This window comes from Polymorphospora sp. NPDC051019 (genome assembly GCF_040683055.1).
Taxonomy (GTDB): Bacteria; Actinomycetota; Actinomycetes; order Mycobacteriales; family Micromonosporaceae; genus Polymorphospora; species Polymorphospora lycopeni.
Genome location: NZ_JBFBCH010000013.1, coordinates 44,388 through 64,535, shown reverse-complemented (window position 1 = coordinate 64,535; position 20,148 = coordinate 44,388). Strand labels below are relative to the sequence as shown.

The window sequence follows — 20,148 nt, the reverse complement described above, 5'->3', positions numbered from 1 at the left end:
CCGCCGACAGGTGCGCCAGATGCGCGGTGACGTGGTGTGCGCCGTGCCGCCGCCGGGCCGAACCATCGTGCGGCCATGGGTCAACTCTCCGCGTGGCAGTGGTTGCTGACAGTGTCATCGGGTGGGCGTCCGGCGAAGGGGCCGACCTTCGTGACACCCGGCGCATACGAAGGTCGGTAGCGGCGTGCCCGGTGCGTTGATGCAGTTGAGGACATGATCGAAACGTTCCGTCTCACCAGACGACATCGGGTGCTCACCGCGGTCGAGGACCTTTCGATCACCGCCCCCGACGGGCAGGTAACCGGGTTCGTCGGCCCGAACGGATCGGGCAAGACCTCCACGATGCGGATCGTCGTCGGCCTGGACCGGCCGACGTCCGGCCGCGCGACCGTCGACGGACGGCCGCTGCGGGAGCACCGTTCACCGCAGCGGGTCGTGGGGATCGTGCTCGACGCGCGCGGCGCACCCGGCGGCATGACGGCCAGGGACCACCTGCGCTGGCTGGCCGCCGCCGGCCGGATTCCCGACCGGCGCGCCGACGAGCTGCTGGAGGAGGTCGGCCTGGCGCCGGCGGCGTCCCGCCGGATCGCCGCGCTGTCGCTCGGCATGCGACAGCGGCTGGCCATCGCGGCGGCCCTGCTCGGCGACCCGGGCACGCTCATCCTGGACGAACCGGTCAACGGCCTCGACCCCGACGGCGTGCGATGGGTACGCCACCTCGTGCGCCGGCTCGCCGCCGAAGGCCGCTGCGTGCTCGTCTCCAGCCACCTCATGGCCGAGATGCAGCAGACGGCGGACCGGGTGGTGGTCATCGGCGCCGGCCGGCTGCTGGGCCAGTTCGACATCGGCGATCTGGAGCACGGCACCTCGCTCGAGGACGCCTACCTGGACCTCACCGCGGGCGTGGCCGAGTACCGCGCCGCCGTCACGGGAAGGAAGAAGCGGTGAACGGCGCGCAGTCGACGACGCCCTCGGGGTTCGCCGCCACCTTCGTCTCCGAGTGGCGCAAGATGCGCGCCCTGCGCTCGACCCCGATCGGGATCGCCCTGATCGTCCTGGTCAGCGTCGGCGTCGGCGGCTTCATGACCGTGATCGGAGACAGCTCCGCCATCGCCGACGCCCAGGCGGAGAGCGAATACTCCGTCATCTTCTACAGTTCCGGGCTGGTCACCTGGGCGTACGCCTACCTGGCGGCGAGCTTCGTCGCGGCGGAGTTCCAGGGACTGGGCGAGTCGACCTTCGTCGCCACCGCCCGCCGCGGTCGGGTCCTGGCGGCCAAGCTCGTCCTCGTCGCGGCCGGCGGTCTGATCGTCGGCCTCCTCGCGTCGGTCATGACGGTGGCGGCGACCCAGGGCGTGCTCGCGCTCCGCGGGTCCGGCTCTCTCGACCTGGCCGACCCGGGACTGGGCCGGGCGATCGCGCTGCTGGTGGCGGTATCGATGGCGGTCCAGGGACTGCTGGCGGCGGGCTTCGCGGTCCTCGTCCGCTCGGCGGTCGCGGCGGTGGTCGTCACCGGGCTCATCTCGCTCCTGCCGGTGAGCCTGGCGCCGTTCCTCGGCGACGGGTACGCCGCGAGCGTGCCCCGCTGGCTGCCGGGCGCCGCGGTGGAGAGCCTGGCCGGTGTCGCGGCTCCCGGCTCCCACGGTTACCTGGATTGGCCGCTGGCGCTCGCGTGCGTGACCGCATGGGTCGCCGCCGTCGGCACGGCCGCCGCACTACGTCTTCCCCGCATGGACATCCGCTGACCGGACCGAGAGGAGCCACCGATGGCAAGGGTGAAACTCGCCGCAGACGCCCGACCGGAGCAGGTGTTGGCGACCGTACGGGAGACCTTCGAGAGCCGCGACTACCTCTGGGAACGGACCGGCCCGCTGACCGCCGTCGCCAGCGAGGGGGGCGAGCCGGTGCGGCACGCCCTGATCTCCCGGCGACTGCGGGTGGACGTACGCGTCGATCCCGAGGCACACCGCCTGGAGTTGACCCAGCGGACACACGGGGCCGCGTACGCCGCCAACGACGCGCCGTACTTCTTCGTACGGCTGACGGTGCGCTTCCGGCGGATGGCCAGGGCGGTGCGGGAGGACCTCGCCGCCGCAGCCCACCACTGAGCAGTACACGCCGACGACCATCGAGCAGGAAGGCGGGTGCCGTGCGGAAGCAGGTCGACCGGGAGGCGGTGTGGCCGGCGATCGGGCTGGTCACGGCCGCGGTGCTGGGCGCGGTCATCGGCGTCGTCGCGATCCCCGCCGCGACGCCGGTCATCGTCGCGATGGCCGGCGCGCAACTCGGTGTCACCGCGCTCGGGTTCCTGGCCCCGGACCGGCCGGTGCTCTGGGCCGTCGCCGTCGCCGTCGTGGCGCTGGGCTCTCCGCTGCTGGACCCCCGGCTGGCGGAGCTCACCTACACCGGGGCCGTACCGTGGATCGCCCTCGGCATCGCGATGGGCGCGCTGAACCTCTACCGCCGCGCCGGCGACTGGATCGCCGTCGCCGGCGGCACCGCCGCCCTGGCGGTGGGCTCGGCCGGGGTCGTGGCGGTCAGCGTCCGGGCCGGTGTACCCGCCGCGATGGCGATCCTGTCGGCCAGTGTCCCGTTCCTCATCGGCGTGCTCATCGCCCTGATGCGGCACCTGCGGGAAGCGCGCGCCGACCGGGTCCGGCGCCCGGCGATGTCCGTCGAGATGACCGGGTACGACGAAGGGGCGGACCTGCCGGCCGGGAGCCTGGAGGCGGCCCGGCGGGCCCTGGCCATCGTCGCCCTGCGCAGCGACGAACTCGTCGCGTCGGCGGGTGACCCGGCCACCCGTCGCGCGGCGGCGGACCTGCGTGACGTCGCCCGGCGCGGGCTCACCGGGAGCAGCGCGGGCGGGAACACGGTGACCCGGATCGAGCTGTACGACTCGACCGCGGCCCCGCCGTCCGGAGTGCCCGCCAGCAGACCGGCCGGACCGCCGGTGCCGGACCTGTCCGACCGCGAACGCGAGATCCTGCGACTCGTCGCCACCGGCTCGTCGAACGCGGCCATCGGGCGCAGCCTGTATCTGAGCGAGGCGACGGTGAAACAGTACGTCTCCCGGCTGATGCGCCGGTTCGAGCGCGAGAACCGGACCCAGTTGGCGTTGCTGGCCGCGCGCTGGTTCGACGAGGACCCGCGACCGGACGGTCAGTAGGCGAGGGCCGATTCTTCATCGCCGGTGGCCCGGGCGACGACGGCGTCGGCGATCACGAGGTCCTGCCAGGACATGCCCGAGCTTTTGAAGACCACCGGGCGGTCGACCGCCAGCGCCGTCGCGCCGGTCACCACCGACCGCACCGGCACCAGGTCCCCGACGTCGACCGTGCCCTGCTTGACGGCCATGACCACGTCGCCGCACTCGCGCAGCGCGGTCGCGACGTCCTCGACCACGACCTGGGCCCGGCCGAGCAGGGCGGCGTCGAGTTCCCGGGCGTCGGGCTCGTGGGAGCCGACGGCGATCACGACGGCGTCGGCGCGTACCAGGTCGGCGGTGAAGAGCGGGGTACGGGCGGTGGTGGCGCACACGACGACATCCGCGGCCCGTACGGCCCGCTCCGCCTCGCCGGTGCCGGCGCCGACGACGCGTACGTCCGCTCCCGCCAGTTCGGCGTACGCCGCCGGACGCCGTACCACGTACGTCAGACCGGCGATCTCGCGGTGTCCGTCGACGACGGACCGCAGGGTGGCGGCGTGTCCGACGGCCTGCGGTCCGCCGCCGTAGGCGACGATCCGCAGCGGTGCGGTGTCCCGCAGGAGTGCGGGCCTGACCGCCGCGACGGAGACCGCCGGGGTACGCAGCGCGGTGAGCGCGCCCGCGTCGATCAGCGCGGTCGGTGCCAGGGTCTGCGCGTCGAACAGCACGTAGACGCCCTGGATGCGGGGCAGGGCCCGGCCGGCGTTGCCGGGGCTGACCGTGGCGATCTTGATGCCGGTGCTGGCGCCGATGTCGCTGGGCATGAGCAGGAAGTGGCCGTGGCGCACCTCGACCTGGCTCCGGACGGGGTCGGTGGCCGGGTCGAACCCGTCACGCAGTGCGGCCTCGATGGCCTCGACGGCCGCTCGCGGCGACAGCAGTTCGGCGACCCGCTCGGCGGTGAGGTAGGGCAGGGATGCGGTCATCGCGGCGGGGTCCTTCGGCAGCCGGGGGCCGGTATTCGTCCTGCTCCCTCCGGCACCCCCACAGGGTAGCCGTCCCCGGATGCCCGGCCCAGTAGTAGGTCAAATGGTACATGTGGTATGAAAGTGCGTCGGCCCTCGGGTGCGGGAGAAGGAATGAAGAGAACGAGACTCACCGAGCGCCTGGGCGCCCGCGAACAGGTGGCGGCAGGTGAGGTGCTGGTGGCCACGGCGGTCGACCACCCCGAACGCGGGACGGTGCGCTGCCCCGCCGCGCCACTGATCGGGGGATCGCTGACCAGGCTCGGCCGCACGGTGCGGTACGGCACCCTGACCACCACCTCGCCCGAGCCTTCGGCCACCACCGTGCTGGCCACCACCTACCTCGACCGGCACGGCGCGGCATGGGGGATCGCGGCGGCCGTACGTCCATCCGACGACGAACTCCGGCGGGTGGTGGAGGAGGTGCTCGGCCGGTGGTCCGCGGTGTTCCGGACCCGGCGGCTGCTGACCGGGGCCACCCCACCGGCGTGCGCCGGGGTGCGCCGGACACTCGCCCTTGTCGACCGGGCTCTCACCACGTCGGCGGGACCCGTGTTCATGCTGAACCCTCCACCGGAGATCGAGCCGCTGCTCGATGCGCGGGACGTACGCGCCGTCGGCGACCTGACCGGCGTACCGACCGGATCGGTGGTGGTCGTCCCCGCCGCCGGCGCGCATCCCGACCTCCCGCGAAGCGCCTCGGCGAGAGGGCTGACGCTCGTCGAGGCGACGTGCCCGTTCGTCGCCGCGGCGCGGGCCGAGGCCGACCGTCGCGTCGCCGAGGGCGACCACGTGGTCGTCGCGGGCAGGGCCGGATACGCGGCCTATCCGGGGATCACCGCCGGGCTGCCCGTCCCGCCGCGGCTCGTCGAATCGGAAGCCGACGTGGCCGCACTGGTCCTGGCGGAGTCCGATCCGGTCTCCTGCGTGGTGCAGCCCGGGACCGCGATGTCCGAAGTGCTGCCGGTGGTGGCCGCCCTGCGTGGACGCGTACCCACGCTGCGCGGTTCGCACCCCGACGACTTCTGCTACGAGGCCACCGACCGCTCGGACCTCGCGCACCACCTGGCCCGCCACTGCGACGTGGTGCTGATCTGCGGTGCGCCCGACGCGGAGGACACGACGGTGCTGCACCGTTGGGTGGCCGGCGCGGGAGGTGAACCTCTCGTGCTCGACGCGGTGGAGGCGATCAGGCCGCAGTGGCTCGTTCCCGGCGCCGTGATCGGCCTGCTCCCGTCGACGTCGGCGCGGCCGTCGCTCGCCCGGGACGTCATCTCGGCGCTGTCCGGGCTGGGCCCGCTGAGCGTCGTACGCCGCCTGGCGCACAGCCAGGCCGACGGCGACCCCTCTGCGGATCCGCTCACCGGCGATCCGCGACCGTCGGCGGCACCGGCCCGGAATCCGCCTGGCGTGCCCGGTGAAGAAGCGCCGCGACCTCGGGTACCCGCCGATAGGGCCGTAGCCCCGCGTCAAGGGAGGCCCGCGCCCGGTGGATTCGGCCGGAATCCAGATGCGGAAAGTCGTCCAGGAACAGGCGCCACTCACGAACGGCCCTGAGTACGTGCCCCTGGCCGAGGTGCAGCTCGGCCAGGCGGGCCCGCAGGAGCGCACGGGACCGGCGCTCCCGCACCGGCCGCAGGCGCGTTGAGGACTGCAGTGCCCTGATCGCGGCACCCCGCTCACCCAGCGACGCGTGCACCGCGGCCCGCTGATGCGCGAACGCGGCCGCGTGGTACGAGCCCAGCAGCGGGCCGTCCCGCTCGGCGCGCTCCAGTTGCGCGCCGCAGGCCCGTAGCTGAGCCATCGCGGCAGGTCGGTCACCGGCGGCCGCGTACGCCACGGCGAGCTGGCCGTGCAGGAACGCCCGGGTCGGTGGCGGTGTCCGGGGACCCGCCGCGGCGATCGCCCCCTCCGCCAGCCGGCGCGCGTCCGCGTGGTGACCGAGACTTCGGGCCTGGACGCTGAGCGCCCGCAACGCCATCGCCGCGAGGCGCCGGTCGCCGGCCTCCGACGCCAGTGACCGGCCCACGTGGAAGTACCGCTGGGCCGCACCGTGCTGCTCGTCGTCGAAGCACATGAATCCACACAGGTAGGCCAGTTGCGAGGCGCTCGACAACAACCGGGCACGCAGGCGCGGTGGACCGCCGGCGCGCAGGAGGGGCGAAAGGCCGGTGGCCAGGTAACCGCCCAACGCCACCCTGCCCCGGCCCCCGCCGAAGACGGCGTCGACCTCGTCGAAGACCTCGATCATCCGCTCGGCCGCGGACACGTCCCGGGAGGTGAGGGTCCGGCCCGGCTCCGTCACGACGAGCGGGTTCACCTCGTCGTACGCCGGGGGTGTGTCCCGCCGGTAGACGAGGGGCCTCGCCACGGCCCGCCGTCTCGCTCCGTTGCCGTAGAGCTCGTGCAGTTCGTCGACGAGGTCCAGGTGCCGGGCCGCCGTGGCCGGTGCCGGTCGCTGTGCCGGTAGCCCCACCTCGGGCAGGGAGATCTCGCGGTCGAGCCGGCGGCTGAGTGCCTCGACCACCAGCGCGGCCACCGGGTGTCGGGGACGGGATCCGGCGAGCCAGTGCGCCACCGAGGTGCGGTCGTAGCGGAGCGTCATGCCGGACTCCGCGCCGCAGGCGTTGACCGCCCGGGCGAGGTCCGCGCCCGTCCAGGCCGCCTCCCGCAGCAGTGCGCGGAGACGCGCGTTGGGTCGTGCCGGCATGTCGACCTCCTCAGCGCCACGCTCGGACCGTGGGGGACGGGCCAGCGGTACGCCCGCGAGGGCATCTCCCTATTAGGACATGCCGCGTGACCAATGAGGAATCACCCGCAGCGGTGACCGGGACCCGGTAGCGGCCGGAGGCGGATCGAGACACTTGCCGGCTTCGTTCAACGTCATCCGAGATTCAACAGGTCCGCAGATCTTTGCCCGACTCTCATGACTTATCGATGTCTATATTCGGACTTCGGTGGGGGACAGAGTGGAACCTCACCCCAGATCACAACAAATCGGGCCGACCCAAGGAGCAACCACATGGACAAGGCCGACGTGCTGGCCGAGCTGCGGACCATCTACGCCGAGGCGCTGGAGTATCCGAAGGAGGTGCTCACCCCGGACGCGCACCTGGAGGCGGAGCTGGGGATCGACTCGCTCAAGCAGACCGAGCTGCTGAACAGGGTGACCGAGCACTTCGGGATGGAGCGGGTACCGGACGACGGCGTGGAGACCCTGGACCGCATCGCGACCGCGGTGCTGGCGTCCGCCCGCCGGACGGGGTCGAAGTGACCGCCGTCGCCGTGGTGGGCATGGGTGTCGCGCTGCCCGGCGCGAGCACCCCCGACGAACTGTGGGATCTGCTGCGCAGCGGGCGAAGCGTGCTGTCGGCCGCCGACGCCGACCCGGCCGGCCTGGCCGGACTCCACGACCCGGACCCCGCCGTCGCCGACCGGAGCTACAACCGCGTCTACGGCCCGCTGTCCGACCTGCGGCCGCACCCGCGTCTGCGGGCGGAGACGGACGTCGGCGACGCGCCACCGGGGCTGACCACCTACTGGCTGCGGCACTGCCTTCTCCAGGCGCTGGACACCACCACCGTCGCCGACCGGGACCGGTGCGCGTTCGCGATCGGCTACGGCGTCAGCGGCTCGATCAACGCCGAGCAGGCATTCCTCGTCGAGGCCGTCGCGCAGGGCGTCGGCGCGTACGACGCGGACGCCGGGCAGATCCCGGACCTCGTACGCCGCGCGCTCGCCGGCACCTACCCGTTCGCCGGCCCCGAACCGCACGTGTTCCTGCCACACGAGGTCGGCCGGCGGGCCGCCGCCGGGCTGCTGCCGCCGCAGACGGAGATCGTGACCATCGACACCGCGTGCTCGGCGAGCCTCTACGCGGTCCAGGCCGCGATCAGCGCCCTGAGCACCGGCACCGCCGACGTGGTGTTCTGCGGCGGAGCCTGCAACGTCACCCCGTCGGAGTACGTGATGCTCAGCCAGGTCGGGCTCGTCTCGGCGAACGACCAGCTCCGGTCGTTCGACGTGGCCGGCACCGGCAGCCTGTGGAGCGAAGGGGCGGCGGTCGTCGCGCTGAAGACCCTCGACCGGGCGGTCGCCGACGGCGACGAGGTGCTCGGCGTCATCGCCGGACTCGGCACCTCCTCCGACGGCCGTGGCCGCGAGGTGCTGGCGCCCGACAGCCGGGGCCAGGCCCTGGCCATCCGGCGGTCCCTGGAAAGCGCCGGCGTCGCGGCCGGCAGCGTCGACTGGATCCTGGCCCACGCCATCGGCGTCCCGGCCGGCGACGCGGTCGAGTTCGCCGCCCTGCGCGAGGCGGCCGACTCCGCGACGGACTGCCTGGTCACGGTGAACAAGCCGCAGTTCGGCCACACCTCCTGGGCGTCCGGCCTGCTCTCCCTGGTCCACGTGCTGCTCGCGTTGCGCAACGAGACGGTGCCCGCCCAGCGCCGGTTCACCCGTACCCCCGAGTCGTACCGGCAGGAGGCCACCAGGCTGCGGATCCCGGTCACCGACGCCCCCTGGCCGCGTACGGCCGACCGCCCCCGGATCGCCGGCGTCAACAGCTTCGGGTTCGGGGGGACCAACGTGCACGCCGTGGTCACCGACACGCCACGGGTGGGCGGGTTCGCGCGGCGCTCCGGCACGGGGGAGATCGCGGTGGTGGGGTGGGGAGCACACCTGCCCGGTGCCCCGACCGCGACCGAGGTCCTGGACCAGCTCCGCCGCGCCGAGTGGCACGTTCCGCCCGGATTCGGAGAAAGCTATCCGCTGCCGGACCCGGTCCAGCTACGCATGCCACCGATCGCGGCGCGCAACCTCGACCGGACGCAGTTGATGCTGATCCAGTCGATGCTCCAGCTTGCCGGCGAGCACGGCGAGGTGTGGGCGCCGTTCACCGACACCACCGGCGTCTTCGTCGGTCACCACGGCGTACCGGGCGCCTTCGGCCCGGTCGTCCTGCGCATCAACCGCGACCTGATCGCGGGCGCCCTCGCCGGCGTGACCGATGCGACGGCGGCGCCGGCGGTCGACCGCTTCCTCAAGTCCCTGCAGGCGCTGGCCGCCGACCCCGACGAGACCGTCGGCGGGCTGCTGCCGAACTTCATCGCGTCCCGGGCGACGAAACGCTTCGACCTGCGCGGCATGGCGATGGTCGTCGACCAGGGAATCGACTCCGCGCTGGGTGCCGTCCACCTGGCGATGCGGGCGCTGCACACCCGGGAACTGGACATGGCCCTGGTCGGCGGGGTGAACGGCAACTCCGGGCCGGAGTTGCGGGCGATCCTCGGCGCCCCCTTCCGGTCGCCGGCGGTGGACCTCGCCGAAGGGGCGTTCACCCTGGCCCTGGCCCGGCCCGACACCGCGGCGGAGCACGGGCTGCCGATCCTGGCCCGGCTGCGGGCCGGGCAGGACCCGCACGACGGCCCCGCCACCGTGCGGTGCGGTCCGAGCGCGGGACGCAGCTATCTGGGTGGCGACGGGGCACTGGCGATCCTGAGCGCCGTCGCCACCGGCGGCACCGTCCGGGTGGAACCCTACGACCCGGCGATCCAGCCGGCCGGCATCCTCGTGAGGGTGTGAGGCGCGATGACCGAGGAGTCGCTTCGCCCCGTGGCGGCCGCGAGCCCGGCCGCCGCGGCGGATACGGTCGCCGTGGTGGGCATGGGCCTGGCGCTACCGGGTGCGGTGACCGTGGAACAGTTCTGGGCGCTGCTGACCGGCGGCGAAGCACAGATCACCGCACCACCGGCGGGCCGCTGGCGGACCGGGGACTTCGTCGACGCCGACCGCTCCGCCACCGACAAGGCGTATCAGCAGGCCGGGGGATTCGTCACCGGGCTGCCGGACGCCGGCACCGACGACTACGCCCAGGTGTGGCTGCGCCACTGCGTGGAGCAGGGACTCACCGGGGTCGGCCGCCGGGACGGCGACCGCTTCAGCCTCTGCCTCGGCTACACCGCCGACGGCAGCCTGCATCAGGAGGAGGCCCTTGTCGTCGGCGGAGTGCTGGCCGAGGCCGAGTCGCTGGGCCGCCGGGACACCCGCGAGATCGAGAAGGCGCTGCGGCGTCGGTACGTCCGCGCCGCCGAACCCACCGACCACACCGCACACCGGATCGTCACCAATGCCATCCGCGGGCTGATGCCGGCCGACACCCGGGTGCACGTCGTCGACACCGCCTGCTCGTCGTCGCTGTACTCCATCGACCTGGGGATGCGGGAGATCCTGGCCGGGGCCGTGAACATCGCCGTGTGCGGCGGCGCCATGGCGCTGACCCCGTCCGTCTCGGTGATGTTCGCCAAGAACGGCGGACTCTCACCCACCGGCACCGTACGCGCCCTCGACGCCGGCGCCGACGGCGTCATCTTCTCCGACGGCGCCGCCGTCATCGTCCTCAAGCGACTCGACCGGGCTCTCGCCGACCGGGACACCGTCCTCGGCGTCGTCGCCGGCTCGGGACTGTCCGCCGACGGCAAGGGGACCTCCATCTACAAGCCGGCGCCCCACGGCCAGGAACACGCCCTGAACCGGGCGTACGACAACTCCGGGCTGCCCCCCGACGACGTGGACCTCATCGTCGCCCACGCGACCGGCACCCCCACCGGCGACCTGACCGAACTCGCCGGGCTGCGCCGCCGCTACCCGGGCCGCCCCCCGGTCCACGTCGTGTCCAACAAGTCCCTCGTCGGCCACACCGGCTGGGCGGCCGGGGCGGTGTCCGTCATCCACCTGCTCCTGGCCATGAGGCACGGGACGATCCCCGCCCAGTACGGCTTCCGGGAACTGCCCGCACCCGCCGCCACGGACGACTCCCGCCTGGTCGTACCCACCACGGCACAGCCCTGGCCCCGGCGGGGCCGCCCGCGCGCCGGCGCCGTGTCCGGCTTCGGCTTCGGGGGCACCAACGCCCACCTGCTGTTCCAGGAGTACACCGGCGACCCGCCGGCACGCCGTCCGACCAGCGTGATCCCACTGGACGAACTGGTCCTCGTCGGGTGGGCGAGCCGACAGCCCGACGAGGGAACCGGTTTCGGCGCCGAATACCCGATGCCGGGCATGCGGGAGCTGCGCCTGCCGCCCGCCACGGTACGCCGCATGGACCGGACCCAGCTCATGCTCGTCCAGTGCGTCCACCAGCTCGACGACACCCTCAAGGACGTGCTGGCCCGCCGCCACCAGCGGGTCGGCGTCGTCGTGGGACACACCGGGCCGACCCGCAACGCCCTCCTCTGCCGGCTGCGCGCCCACCTCGACGAGATCCAGCGGGTCCTCACCGACGACCTCGGGCCCGAAGCCGACGGGTTCCTCGACACCCTGCGGTCGACCGTCCACGGCCTCGTGCCACCGATCACCGAGGACTCCTACCCCGGGGAGATGCCCAACGTCATCTCGGGCCGGGTGGCGAACCACTTCGACCTGCGCGGCCTCAACGTGACCGTCGACCAGGGCGCGGCGTCGCTCCTCGAGGCGTTCGAGGTGGCGGCCCGCTACCTCCAGTTCGGCGACATCGATCTCGCGCTCGTCGGGGCGGTCAACGGGAACAGCCGGCCGGAGTGGCAGGCGATGCTCGGCAGCCCGGCCCCGCCGCACGAGGGCGCCTTCCTGTTCGCGCTGACCACCCGGCAGGTCGCGGCCGCCACCGGCCTACCCGTCCTGGCCGGGGTCGACGACCTCGGCGGGTGCGACGACCGGGAGACGCACCCGGCGACGCACCTCGCGGGTGCGGAGGGCGGTGACGAACTGCTCGCCTTCCTCACCGGAACAGCGCCCACGGCCCGGATCGTCCGGCGCCCCGAACCGCAGGCCCCGGCCCGGGCGCTCACCCTCAGCCGGCCGGCGGCCGTCGCCGAGCCGGCACCGCCCGCCGTCCGGGCCCTGGAGCGCTACGAGCTGAGCCTCGCCCCACTGCCGGCCACCGGGGCGGCGCACGACCGGCCGTTCGTCCCGCCGTCGGCCGTCGTACTGACCAACAACAGCGCGGCCCTGGGACCGCTGCCGCACGACACCACCGTCGTCGCCGTCGGCGACGGTGACGCGCTGCTGCGGCGCGGCGGGTCGACCAGCCGGATCGACCTGTCGGAGGCGGGCTTCGACCAGCTGCTGTCCGATGTGGAGCCGACGCACATCAGGGTCGTCTGCGACCTGACCACGGTCGGCCCGCGGTTCGAGGCGGAGGACACCGGGCATCGCGGCGTGGTCGGACTCCACGACGCGATGTTCCTGGCCGCCCGTGGCGCCGCGACCGGCTGGACGCCCCGCCACTCGTTCGCGGTCCTGCTGCTCGGCGGCGTACGCCCGGACCGGGTCCCGCACCCCCTGACCGGCCTGTTCACCGGCTTCACCAAGGCGCTCGCCGGGGAGTTCGCGTCGTCGGAGGTGTACGCGGTGGCACACGAGGCGGCCAGCGTCGACGCCACCACCGACCTTCGACCCCCGCCGCTGCTACCGGTCGCCTACCACGTCGGCGGGCAGCGGCTGGCGGTGCGGGCGCGGCACCGACCCGCGCCCGCCGCCCCGATCGGCCTCACCGCGAACTCGGTCGTCGTCGCCGCCGGCGGCAGCCGGGGAGTCGGCGCCGAACTGCTGCGCGCCGTGGCGCGTACCGCCGGGCCGCGACTCTACGTGCTGGGAACGACCCGGATCGACGACACCGACACCCGCCCGGTCGCCGGGGGCCGGGCCGCGTTCATCAAGGCGCGGGTCAGTGAAGGCGGTACGACCGCCGTACGGGCGAGCCGGGCCTTCGACCACCTCACCCGGGTGGCCGAGATCCGTGCCACCCTCGCCGAACTGGCCGGCCACTGCGGCAGGGACCGGGTCACGTACCTCGTCTGCGACCTCGGGGACCCCGCCGCCGTCCACGCGGTGATCGACCGGATCCTGGGCACCGAGCAACGGGTCGACCTGTTGCTCAACGTCGCCGGCCGGATCGGCACCGCACCGGTCGGCGCCAAGTCCCTGGCCGGCTTCACCGCCGTGCGGGACCTCAAGCCGCACGCCCACGCCAACCTCACCCGCGCCTTCCACGGCCGGCGCCCCGCCGCCTGGTGCAACGTCGGCTCCTTCAACGGATACTTCGGCCTCGCCGGCGACACCGACTACGCGGCGGGCAACGACTACCTCCTCCACGCCGCACAGCACGCCGCCGCGGACGGCCACCACGAACACACCATCGGGTTCAGCCTCTGGGCGGAGACCGGCTTCGTGGCCGCCCACCACCTGGGCGGCCGGGCCGACCTCGGGCGTACCCCGGACCTCACCCCGATGACCACGGCCGAAGGCGTCGGACACTTCCTCGGCGAACTCGCCGCGCCCGGTCCGGCCGGTGTCGTACACCTGGGATCACGCGAACGCGCCGCCGTCGAGCGCGCCGCACCGGGCTACTTCGCCTGGTGCGGCGAACCGGACGGGGCCGCGCCGCGACACCCCGCGCCGCGACACCCCGGGGCCGCCGCACCCGGCTATCGGGTCGAGGAGCACGACGAGCGCGGTACGACCCTGCTCCGGCTCTTCGACCTCGAGCGGGACGGCTACCTCGCCGACCATCTGGTACGGGGCTATCCGACGCTGCCCGCCTCCTTCTATCCCGAACTCGCCGCCACCGCGGCCACCCGGCTCTGTCCGGGGCGGGTCCCGGCCGTCTTCACCGACCTGGAACTGCTCGGCCTCCTCCGCGTCCACCCGGGCCGGCGGCACCCCGTACGCGTCCGCGCGCGGCTGCTGACCCACGGCGCCGAGGAATCGGTGGTCCGGGTCGACATCTGCGGCGACGTGGTCGCGCCGCCCGGTCAACTTCTCGTCCGCGACAGGCCGTATGCAAGCGTCACCGTGCACCTGCGGGACTCCTTGCCGCCCGCGACCCGTTGGGCCGGCCCCGCCGCCGGCGGCGGGGAGGCCACCCAGCCGCTGTACGGGCCGGCATCCCCCGTCGGGCTGGCCGGGATGTTCCGGTCCCTGACCCGGCCACGGATCCACCCCGGCGGCCGGGACGCCCTGCTGTGGCTGGACCCGGTCGACACGGACCGCTGGTTTGCGGACGAGGCCACCCCGCGGCGGATTCTCGAAGGGCTCGTGCAACTGTCCTACCTGCGTCCGCCGTGGGAGTCGGCGGCCATCGGCATCCCACGGACGATCTCGTCGATCGAGTTGTTCGCCGCCCCGGACCGGAACCCGCACGTACGGTTGCACGGGTCGGCGTACGACCCCGACGGGGTGGCCCCGCGTGACCGGGGGGTCGCGGTCACCGCCGACGGACTGGTCCGGGCGCGGATGACCGGAATCCGTACGGCGCCTCTCGACGGGCGCCGTACCCCGGAATGACGATGCGGTGACTTAACCGTCGACCTCACCTCCCGGACGTGCACCTACCACGGCTGGAACGACGAGTCCTACGTCGAGTCGTATCCGGCCGTGACGATCTGACCCACCGCCGGCTCACCAGGAACAAGCATCTGGGTTGAGCCCCGGGCCGCGAGGTCGGTGAACGTCGGCCCCAAAATCTCGGCGAGCACGACCCCGTCCGGTGCGACCGCCACGCAGGTGCCGCGCCCACCGTCGGCGGCTATCCGGATTCCGTCGCGATAGGTGCCGGCCAGGTGCGTGTCGGGGCCGGCGTGGTGGACCCGGACCTCGCGTAGCCGGCGGGGGACGGCGGCGGCCATCCGGTCCGCGGCGACCAGGGGCAGCGCCGCCACCCGCACCATCGCGTCGAGCAGCAGCGCCGGCACCGCGCAGCCCTCGAGGTGTGCGTCGAGGTGCTCCGGCGGCGGACACCACAGCGCGCTGGCATACCCGGGATCCGCGCGGCATTCGCGGGTGTTGTGGAACATCCCGGTCAGTCGTACGGGGCCGTCCGGGTGATAGGTGGGATCCCGCACCGGTCGCGCGCCATCGGTACCGCCCGGCCAGCGCCGCTGCGGCGTGGGGCCGGCGCCGACCGTCACGACGGCGGTGCAGTGCGGGCGGTCGCGACGCAGTACCCGTCCGGCGCGTACGACGTCGGAGACGATCGTCACCTCGACATCGGTCTCGGTGCCCCGGCGCGCGACCACCGTGGCCCGGACGGCGTAGCCGCGGGCCCGGCCGGCGTCGCCGCGGATGAACGCGTCGAAGGCCGCGCCGCGGAAGGCGATCGGCCGGGTCCCGGGCAGCAGGTCCAGTGCCGCCTCGGCCGCGACCTCCAGCGCGAAGGTGCCGGGCAGGGTGGGCGTGCCGTCGACGAGGTGGTGGCGGAGCACGGGATCGAGGCGTCCGTCGAGCACCAGCGACCACCGGGCCCGGTCCGCGTCGCGGTGTTCGGGCCGGCCGAGGTAGGGCCGGGCGGGCGCACCCCGTTCACCCCGCCGGGCGGCCGGGTCGTCGGCGAGGCGGAAGCCGGGGAACCGGTCCCGTATCGACCTGATCTCCAGGCCCCCGGCGACCGCGACGACCGCGTGGGCCGCGTCGCGCCGTGGGGGCCGCAGTTCCGCCAGGAAGTGCGCCACGCCCTCGGCGTCGCGGATCGCCGAGAAGCGGTCTCCGGAGTACTCCTGGTTGTCGACGAAGTCGCGGGTGACGATGCCGGAGTCGGCCCACTTCGGCCACTCGATGGTGTATTCGTGGGTCGGCCGGTGGCGGGCGGCGGCCGCGAGGATCTCGTTGGCGGCGGCGTAGTCGGCCTCACCGGGCAGCCCGCAGAAACCGGCCATGGAGCCGAAGTTGCACCACCGCCGGGGTGGGCGGGCGGCGAACGCCGTACGCAGGTGGTGGCCGCCGAGCAGTTTGACGTCACGGACCCGGCGGAAGGTGGCCAGGTCCTTGCCGGGCAGGGAGGTGGCGCGGTGCTGGCCGGCGCCGTTGATCAGCAGGTCGACGTCCCCGTGGTCGAGGATGGTGGCGGCGGCGCGGTCGACCGCGGCCGGATCGGTGATGTCGCACCGCAGGTAGGTGACCCGGTCGGCGCCGACCTGCTCGGCGAGGGTACGGAGGTTGGTGACGGCCTCGTGGGCGTCGCGCAGCCGGTCGAACCGCCGGTTGATCTCGGCGACACTTGCCCGTGGGTCCGCGGTGCGCTGCTCGCGGATGTAGCGGGTCCGGCCGCCGTGGACGTTCCGGTCGAGTGCGGCCAGGTCCCCGGTGGAGAACCGGTCGAGATCCCCGCTGCCCAGGACCCACAGCCGTGGCCGGTAGCGGCGGGCCAGCGCGGCGACGACCGCGGCCGTGATGCCCCGGGCACCGCCGACGGCGACGACCGTCGACCGCTCGGACAGGCCGGTGTCGTCGGTGGGCGGTGGTGCGGGGGCGAGCGTCTCGGCGAGCCGGCGGCCGTCGTGGTACCAGGTGACGGGCAGGCCCCCGGCGCCGCCGAGCTCGTGATCGACCTGAGCCAGCGCGGTCTCCGGCGTACCGGTGTCGGTGATCAGTGCGTGGACCGAGGTCGGCGGCAGTTCCCAGGCCATGCTCTTGACGGTCCCGGTGAAAAGGGCGGTGTCGGGATGCACGGCGCCGCCGGTCGCCGGATCCATCAGCGCGACCGCCACCGATCCGCCGTCGGCGATCCCCGCGAAGTTGGTCTTCACCGCGAGGAACATCAGTTCGTGCAGGGCCAGCCGCGCCGCACCGGGCGGCCTCGGCCGGTGGCCGGCGCCGAACGACGCCACCACGCGGATGTGGCGGGCCGGCCCGGTCGCGTCGAGACTGTCCTCGTCGACGTGGGTGACGACGGTGGCCTGCGCCGATGCCGTGGGATCGGTGCACAGCAGCCGCCCGCCGGCCCGGGCGACCATCGGGGCGAGCGCCGCCGCCGTGGCGGCCGAGTCGGTGAGCACGAGGGCGTTTCCGGGCAGTTCGGGTGTCGTACCGGCACGGTGTGGGCGACCCTGTTCGGCGAACGTCGCGAGGTACCGGCGGGCGGCGTACGGCGGGTCGGGTGGGGTGGGCGCGGCGGCACCGTCGTGGACGGGGAGGACCGCGACCTGCGGGCTGTCGGGCGCGCCACGGACCACGGTGCCGGCCCCCGGCCGCAGCGCGGCGCGCAGGACCGCCAGCACGGAGTCCGCGCCCCCGTAGCTGTACCGGCCGACGGGTTCGACCGCGCGGACCTCACCGGTGCCGGCCCCGGACCGCAGCGCGGGCCGGAGCCGGGCCAGGACCGGCCAGTTGTTGTCGGCGACCGTCCGGCCGCGCGCGACGGCCAGCAGGAACGCCCCTTCCGCCAGCGGCGGACCGCCGTCGGTGGGATACGGGTCGAGCAGGTTTCCGTGGGCGCCCAGCACGAGAGCGAGGTCGATCTCCGCGCGGCGCAGGTACGCGGCGGCGGCGTACAGCGCGGCGAGGCCGCTGTCCGGGCCGGTGTCGAGCGTCATGGTGGGCCCGCGCAGGTCGAACTGCCTGGCCAGCCGGGCGGGGATGACGTTGGGCATGAGCCCGGGCATGGTGTCCTCGGTGATGGCCGGGGTCTGTTCACGCAGCCGCCCCAGCCATTCCCCGTAGGGCGCCGCCTGCGGGGTGCCGGCGAGGACGCGCTCGATGCCGTGGGCGTACGAGCGCGCGGTCGCCTCCATCGACAGCCGGGTCAGCCCGGTGTGGGCGCAGAAGACCCCGGTGCGTTCCTCGATGCCGTGCCAGAGCCGGCCGTGCTCGCCGGCGAACGCGGCGGCGGCCGACAGCGCCATGAGCTGGCACCGGTCGACGGCGCGGGCCGTCCGGCGCGACATGCGGATGTCGGCGAACGGCGGCAGCGGGTAGTCGTCGCCGAAACCCGGCTCGGTGGCCGGGCCGAGGCCGGCGGCGATGCGCGCGGCGACCTCGTCGTGTCCCGGGCCGCCCGGCAGGTGTGCGCTGAACGCGACCAGCAGCAGGTCGTCGTCGACGGGGGGCCGGCCGGAGGCGGGTGGCGGCTGCCCGGCCGGGGCGTCACGCAGCAGCAGGTGCGCGTTCGTACCGCCGAAGCCCATCGACGACACCCCGACGGTGCGTACGGCTGCGGTGAACGCGGCGGGCTCGGTCGGCACCCGGACCAGCAGGTCCCGCGCGCCGTCGGGCAGGCCGGTGAACAGCGGCTGGGCCGGGATGCTCCGCTCGCGCAGGCACAGCGCGGCATGGATGACCGACACCACCCCGGCGGCCCAGCCGGTGTGCCCCAGCAACGCCTTGTTGGCCACGCACGCCATGGCACGGGAGGTGGCCCCGCTCGCCAGGGCGGACAGTTCGGTGCCGTCGCCGGCCACCGTTCCGGTGGCGTGCGACACCACGAGATCGACGTCGTCACCGCCGACCCCGTTGACCTCGTACGCCCGGCGCAGCGCGATCCGCTGGCCGTCGACGTTCGGGGCGTAGATGGCGGTGCCGCGCCCGTCGGACGAGGCGCCGAAGCCGGCCAGGACCGCCAGCACGCGGTCGCCGTCGGCGCGGGCGCGGCTGAGACGTTTGAGGGTCACGATCCCCGCGCCGTCGGAGAACAGCGTGCCGTCCGCGGCCGTGTCGAAGCTGCGTACGTGGCCGGCCACCGACAGGCCCTTGAGCTTGGCGAACACGACGAGGACGCGGGGGCGAAGGCGTTCACCCCACCGCAGTGGGCCACGTCCGCGTCGCCGTCGAGCAGGGCGCGTACGCCGAGGTCGATGGCGTACAGGGAGGAGGAGCAGGCGGTGTCCACGGTCAGGCAGGTGGTGTCGGGAGCCAGCACCCCTCGCATCGCGGCCCGGGCGATCTCCCGGGGGGTGTGGCGGGCGGGGGTGTCGCTCACGCAGCCGAACTGCCGGCGCAGCAGGCGCAGGGTCTGCTCCCCGTCACCGCAGGCCGTGGCGACGCCCCGCGCGGCCAGCCGTACGGCGACGCTCTCCTCCAGGTGCTGGCTGCCGTCGGGCCACATACCGACCACGAACGCCGCCCGGTCACCCGGGGCGCGGTGGACGCCGGCGGTGGCCTGCCGCAACGCCCGCCGTAGCCAGGTCGTGGCGAAGTCCGAGCCGTCGGCCGGCGGGTCTTCGTGGATCACGCCGGCCACGCGGGCGTAGGTGCGGTCCATCGCGGCCGGGTCCGTGGAGTGGAAGTCCGTCAGCCGGTACCGCCCACCGGGCTCGCCGTAGGTCGGCCGGCCCACGCCGAGTACCCGCCACAGGCCGTCGACGTCGGCGACGCCGGGTGCCACCAGGCCCATCCCGACGATCGCGACCGGATCGGGCTCGGTCGTCGGCGCGCCGGCCACCGGTGGGGTGGCCGCCGTGTCCTCCCCGCCGCCGCTGGTGCTCACGCCGACGACGGAGAATCCGCCGTCGGCGATCAGGGTCTGCCCGGTGACCCAGCCGGCTTCCGGGGCGGCCATCAGCAGTACGGCCCGGGCGAGGTCCTCCTCCCGGGTCATGCGCCCGCCCGGCGTGCCGGCGATCAGCGCGCCGCGCATCCGGTCGGGGTGGGGAAAGTAGTCGGTCACGCGGTTGTCGACCGGCGGCGCGGACACGACGTTGACCCGCACGCCGTGTCGGGCGAACTCCCCGGCCTGGTAGCGGGTGAGCGCCTCCAGCGCCGCCTTGCTGACGCCGATCACGCCGTACCCTTCGAGGGTCCGCTCCGAGCCGGTCGACGACATGTTGATCACAACGCCGTGGCGGGCCGCCAGCAGCGGCAGCGCGGCCTGCGCGCACCGGCGGGCCCCGTGCAGATTGGTGTCCAGCACGCGGTGCCAGTCGTCGTCGGTGGCGTCGCACAGTTCGCCGAACACGCCGCGGGCGGCGTTGTTGACCAGGACGTCCAGACCGTCGAGGCGCGCGGCGAGCGCGGCGAACATGTCGCGTACCTGGTCGGGGTTCGCCACCGAGGCGCGGATGGTCTCGGCCGACCCGCCGGCTTCGACGACCTCCTGTGCGGTGGCGGTGGCGGCCTCGGGGGAGTGGAAGTAGTTGACGATCACGTGCGCGCCGTGGCCGCCGAAGGCCCGGGCGATCACCCCGCCGATGCCCCGCCCGCCGCCGGTGACCAGTACGGTCTTTCCGC

General features: G+C 74.1%; 9 protein-coding genes and 1 pseudogene. 8 read left to right on the top strand and 2 right to left on the bottom strand.

From position 1 onward, the window contains the following. Positions 1-213 precede the first annotated feature (213 nt). Genes AB0M79_RS22440 through AB0M79_RS22425 form a run of 4 tightly spaced genes read left to right on the top strand, consistent with a single transcriptional unit; the run spans position 214 to position 3,169 of the window. Positions 214-948, top strand: a complete 735-nt coding sequence (locus AB0M79_RS22440; protein WP_364216889.1) for an ATP-binding cassette domain-containing protein — start codon at positions 214-216, stop codon at positions 946-948. Next, on the top strand, positions 945-1,745 hold the full coding sequence (locus tag AB0M79_RS22435; protein ID WP_364216886.1) for a hypothetical protein: 801 nt from the start codon (positions 945-947) through the stop codon (positions 1,743-1,745). The genes AB0M79_RS22440 and AB0M79_RS22435 overlap by 4 nt, the downstream gene beginning before the upstream one ends. A gap of 21 nt (positions 1,746-1,766) precedes the next feature. Further along, positions 1,767-2,108 carry a hypothetical protein gene (locus tag AB0M79_RS22430; protein WP_364216883.1) on the top strand — a complete coding sequence of 114 codons (342 nt, stop codon included), beginning with the start codon at positions 1,767-1,769 and terminating at the stop codon, positions 2,106-2,108. A gap of 41 nt (positions 2,109-2,149) precedes the next feature. Continuing rightward, complete coding sequence (locus AB0M79_RS22425) at positions 2,150-3,169, top strand: helix-turn-helix transcriptional regulator (RefSeq protein WP_364216880.1); 1,020 nt, start codon at positions 2,150-2,152, stop codon at positions 3,167-3,169. On the opposite strand, the gene AB0M79_RS22420 is transcribed toward AB0M79_RS22425, so the two are convergent. After that, on the bottom strand, positions 3,163-4,134 hold the full coding sequence (locus AB0M79_RS22420) for an ornithine cyclodeaminase family protein (protein WP_364216877.1): 972 nt from the start codon (positions 4,132-4,134) through the stop codon (positions 3,163-3,165). The genes AB0M79_RS22425 and AB0M79_RS22420 overlap by 7 nt on opposite strands. 153 nt (positions 4,135-4,287) lie before the next feature. On the opposite strand from AB0M79_RS22420, the gene AB0M79_RS22415 reads away from it, so the two are divergent. The 4 genes from AB0M79_RS22415 to AB0M79_RS22400 all read left to right on the top strand — a co-directional run bounded on the left by AB0M79_RS22415 (position 4,288) and on the right by AB0M79_RS22400 (position 14,496). Next, positions 4,288-5,730, top strand: a complete 1,443-nt coding sequence (locus AB0M79_RS22415; protein WP_364216874.1) for a hypothetical protein — start codon at positions 4,288-4,290, stop codon at positions 5,728-5,730. Between the two features lie 1,465 nt (positions 5,731-7,195). Then, on the top strand, positions 7,196-7,447 hold the full coding sequence (locus AB0M79_RS22410) for a phosphopantetheine-binding protein (RefSeq protein ID WP_364216871.1): 252 nt from the start codon (positions 7,196-7,198) through the stop codon (positions 7,445-7,447). Continuing rightward, positions 7,444-9,756 (top strand): beta-ketoacyl synthase N-terminal-like domain-containing protein, encoded by a 2,313-nt coding sequence (locus tag AB0M79_RS22405; RefSeq protein ID WP_364216868.1) that lies wholly within the window; start codon positions 7,444-7,446, stop codon positions 9,754-9,756. The genes AB0M79_RS22410 and AB0M79_RS22405 overlap by 4 nt, the downstream gene beginning before the upstream one ends. A gap of 6 nt (positions 9,757-9,762) precedes the next feature. Further along, on the top strand, positions 9,763-14,496 hold the full coding sequence (locus AB0M79_RS22400; RefSeq protein WP_364216865.1) for an SDR family NAD(P)-dependent oxidoreductase: 4,734 nt from the start codon (positions 9,763-9,765) through the stop codon (positions 14,494-14,496). 71 nt (positions 14,497-14,567) lie between these two features. Here the strand turns inward: AB0M79_RS22400 and AB0M79_RS22395 are convergent. After that, a pseudogene (locus AB0M79_RS22395) lies at positions 14,568-20,134 on the bottom strand (SDR family oxidoreductase); the annotation flags it as partial. Positions 20,135-20,148: the final 14 nt, after the last annotated feature.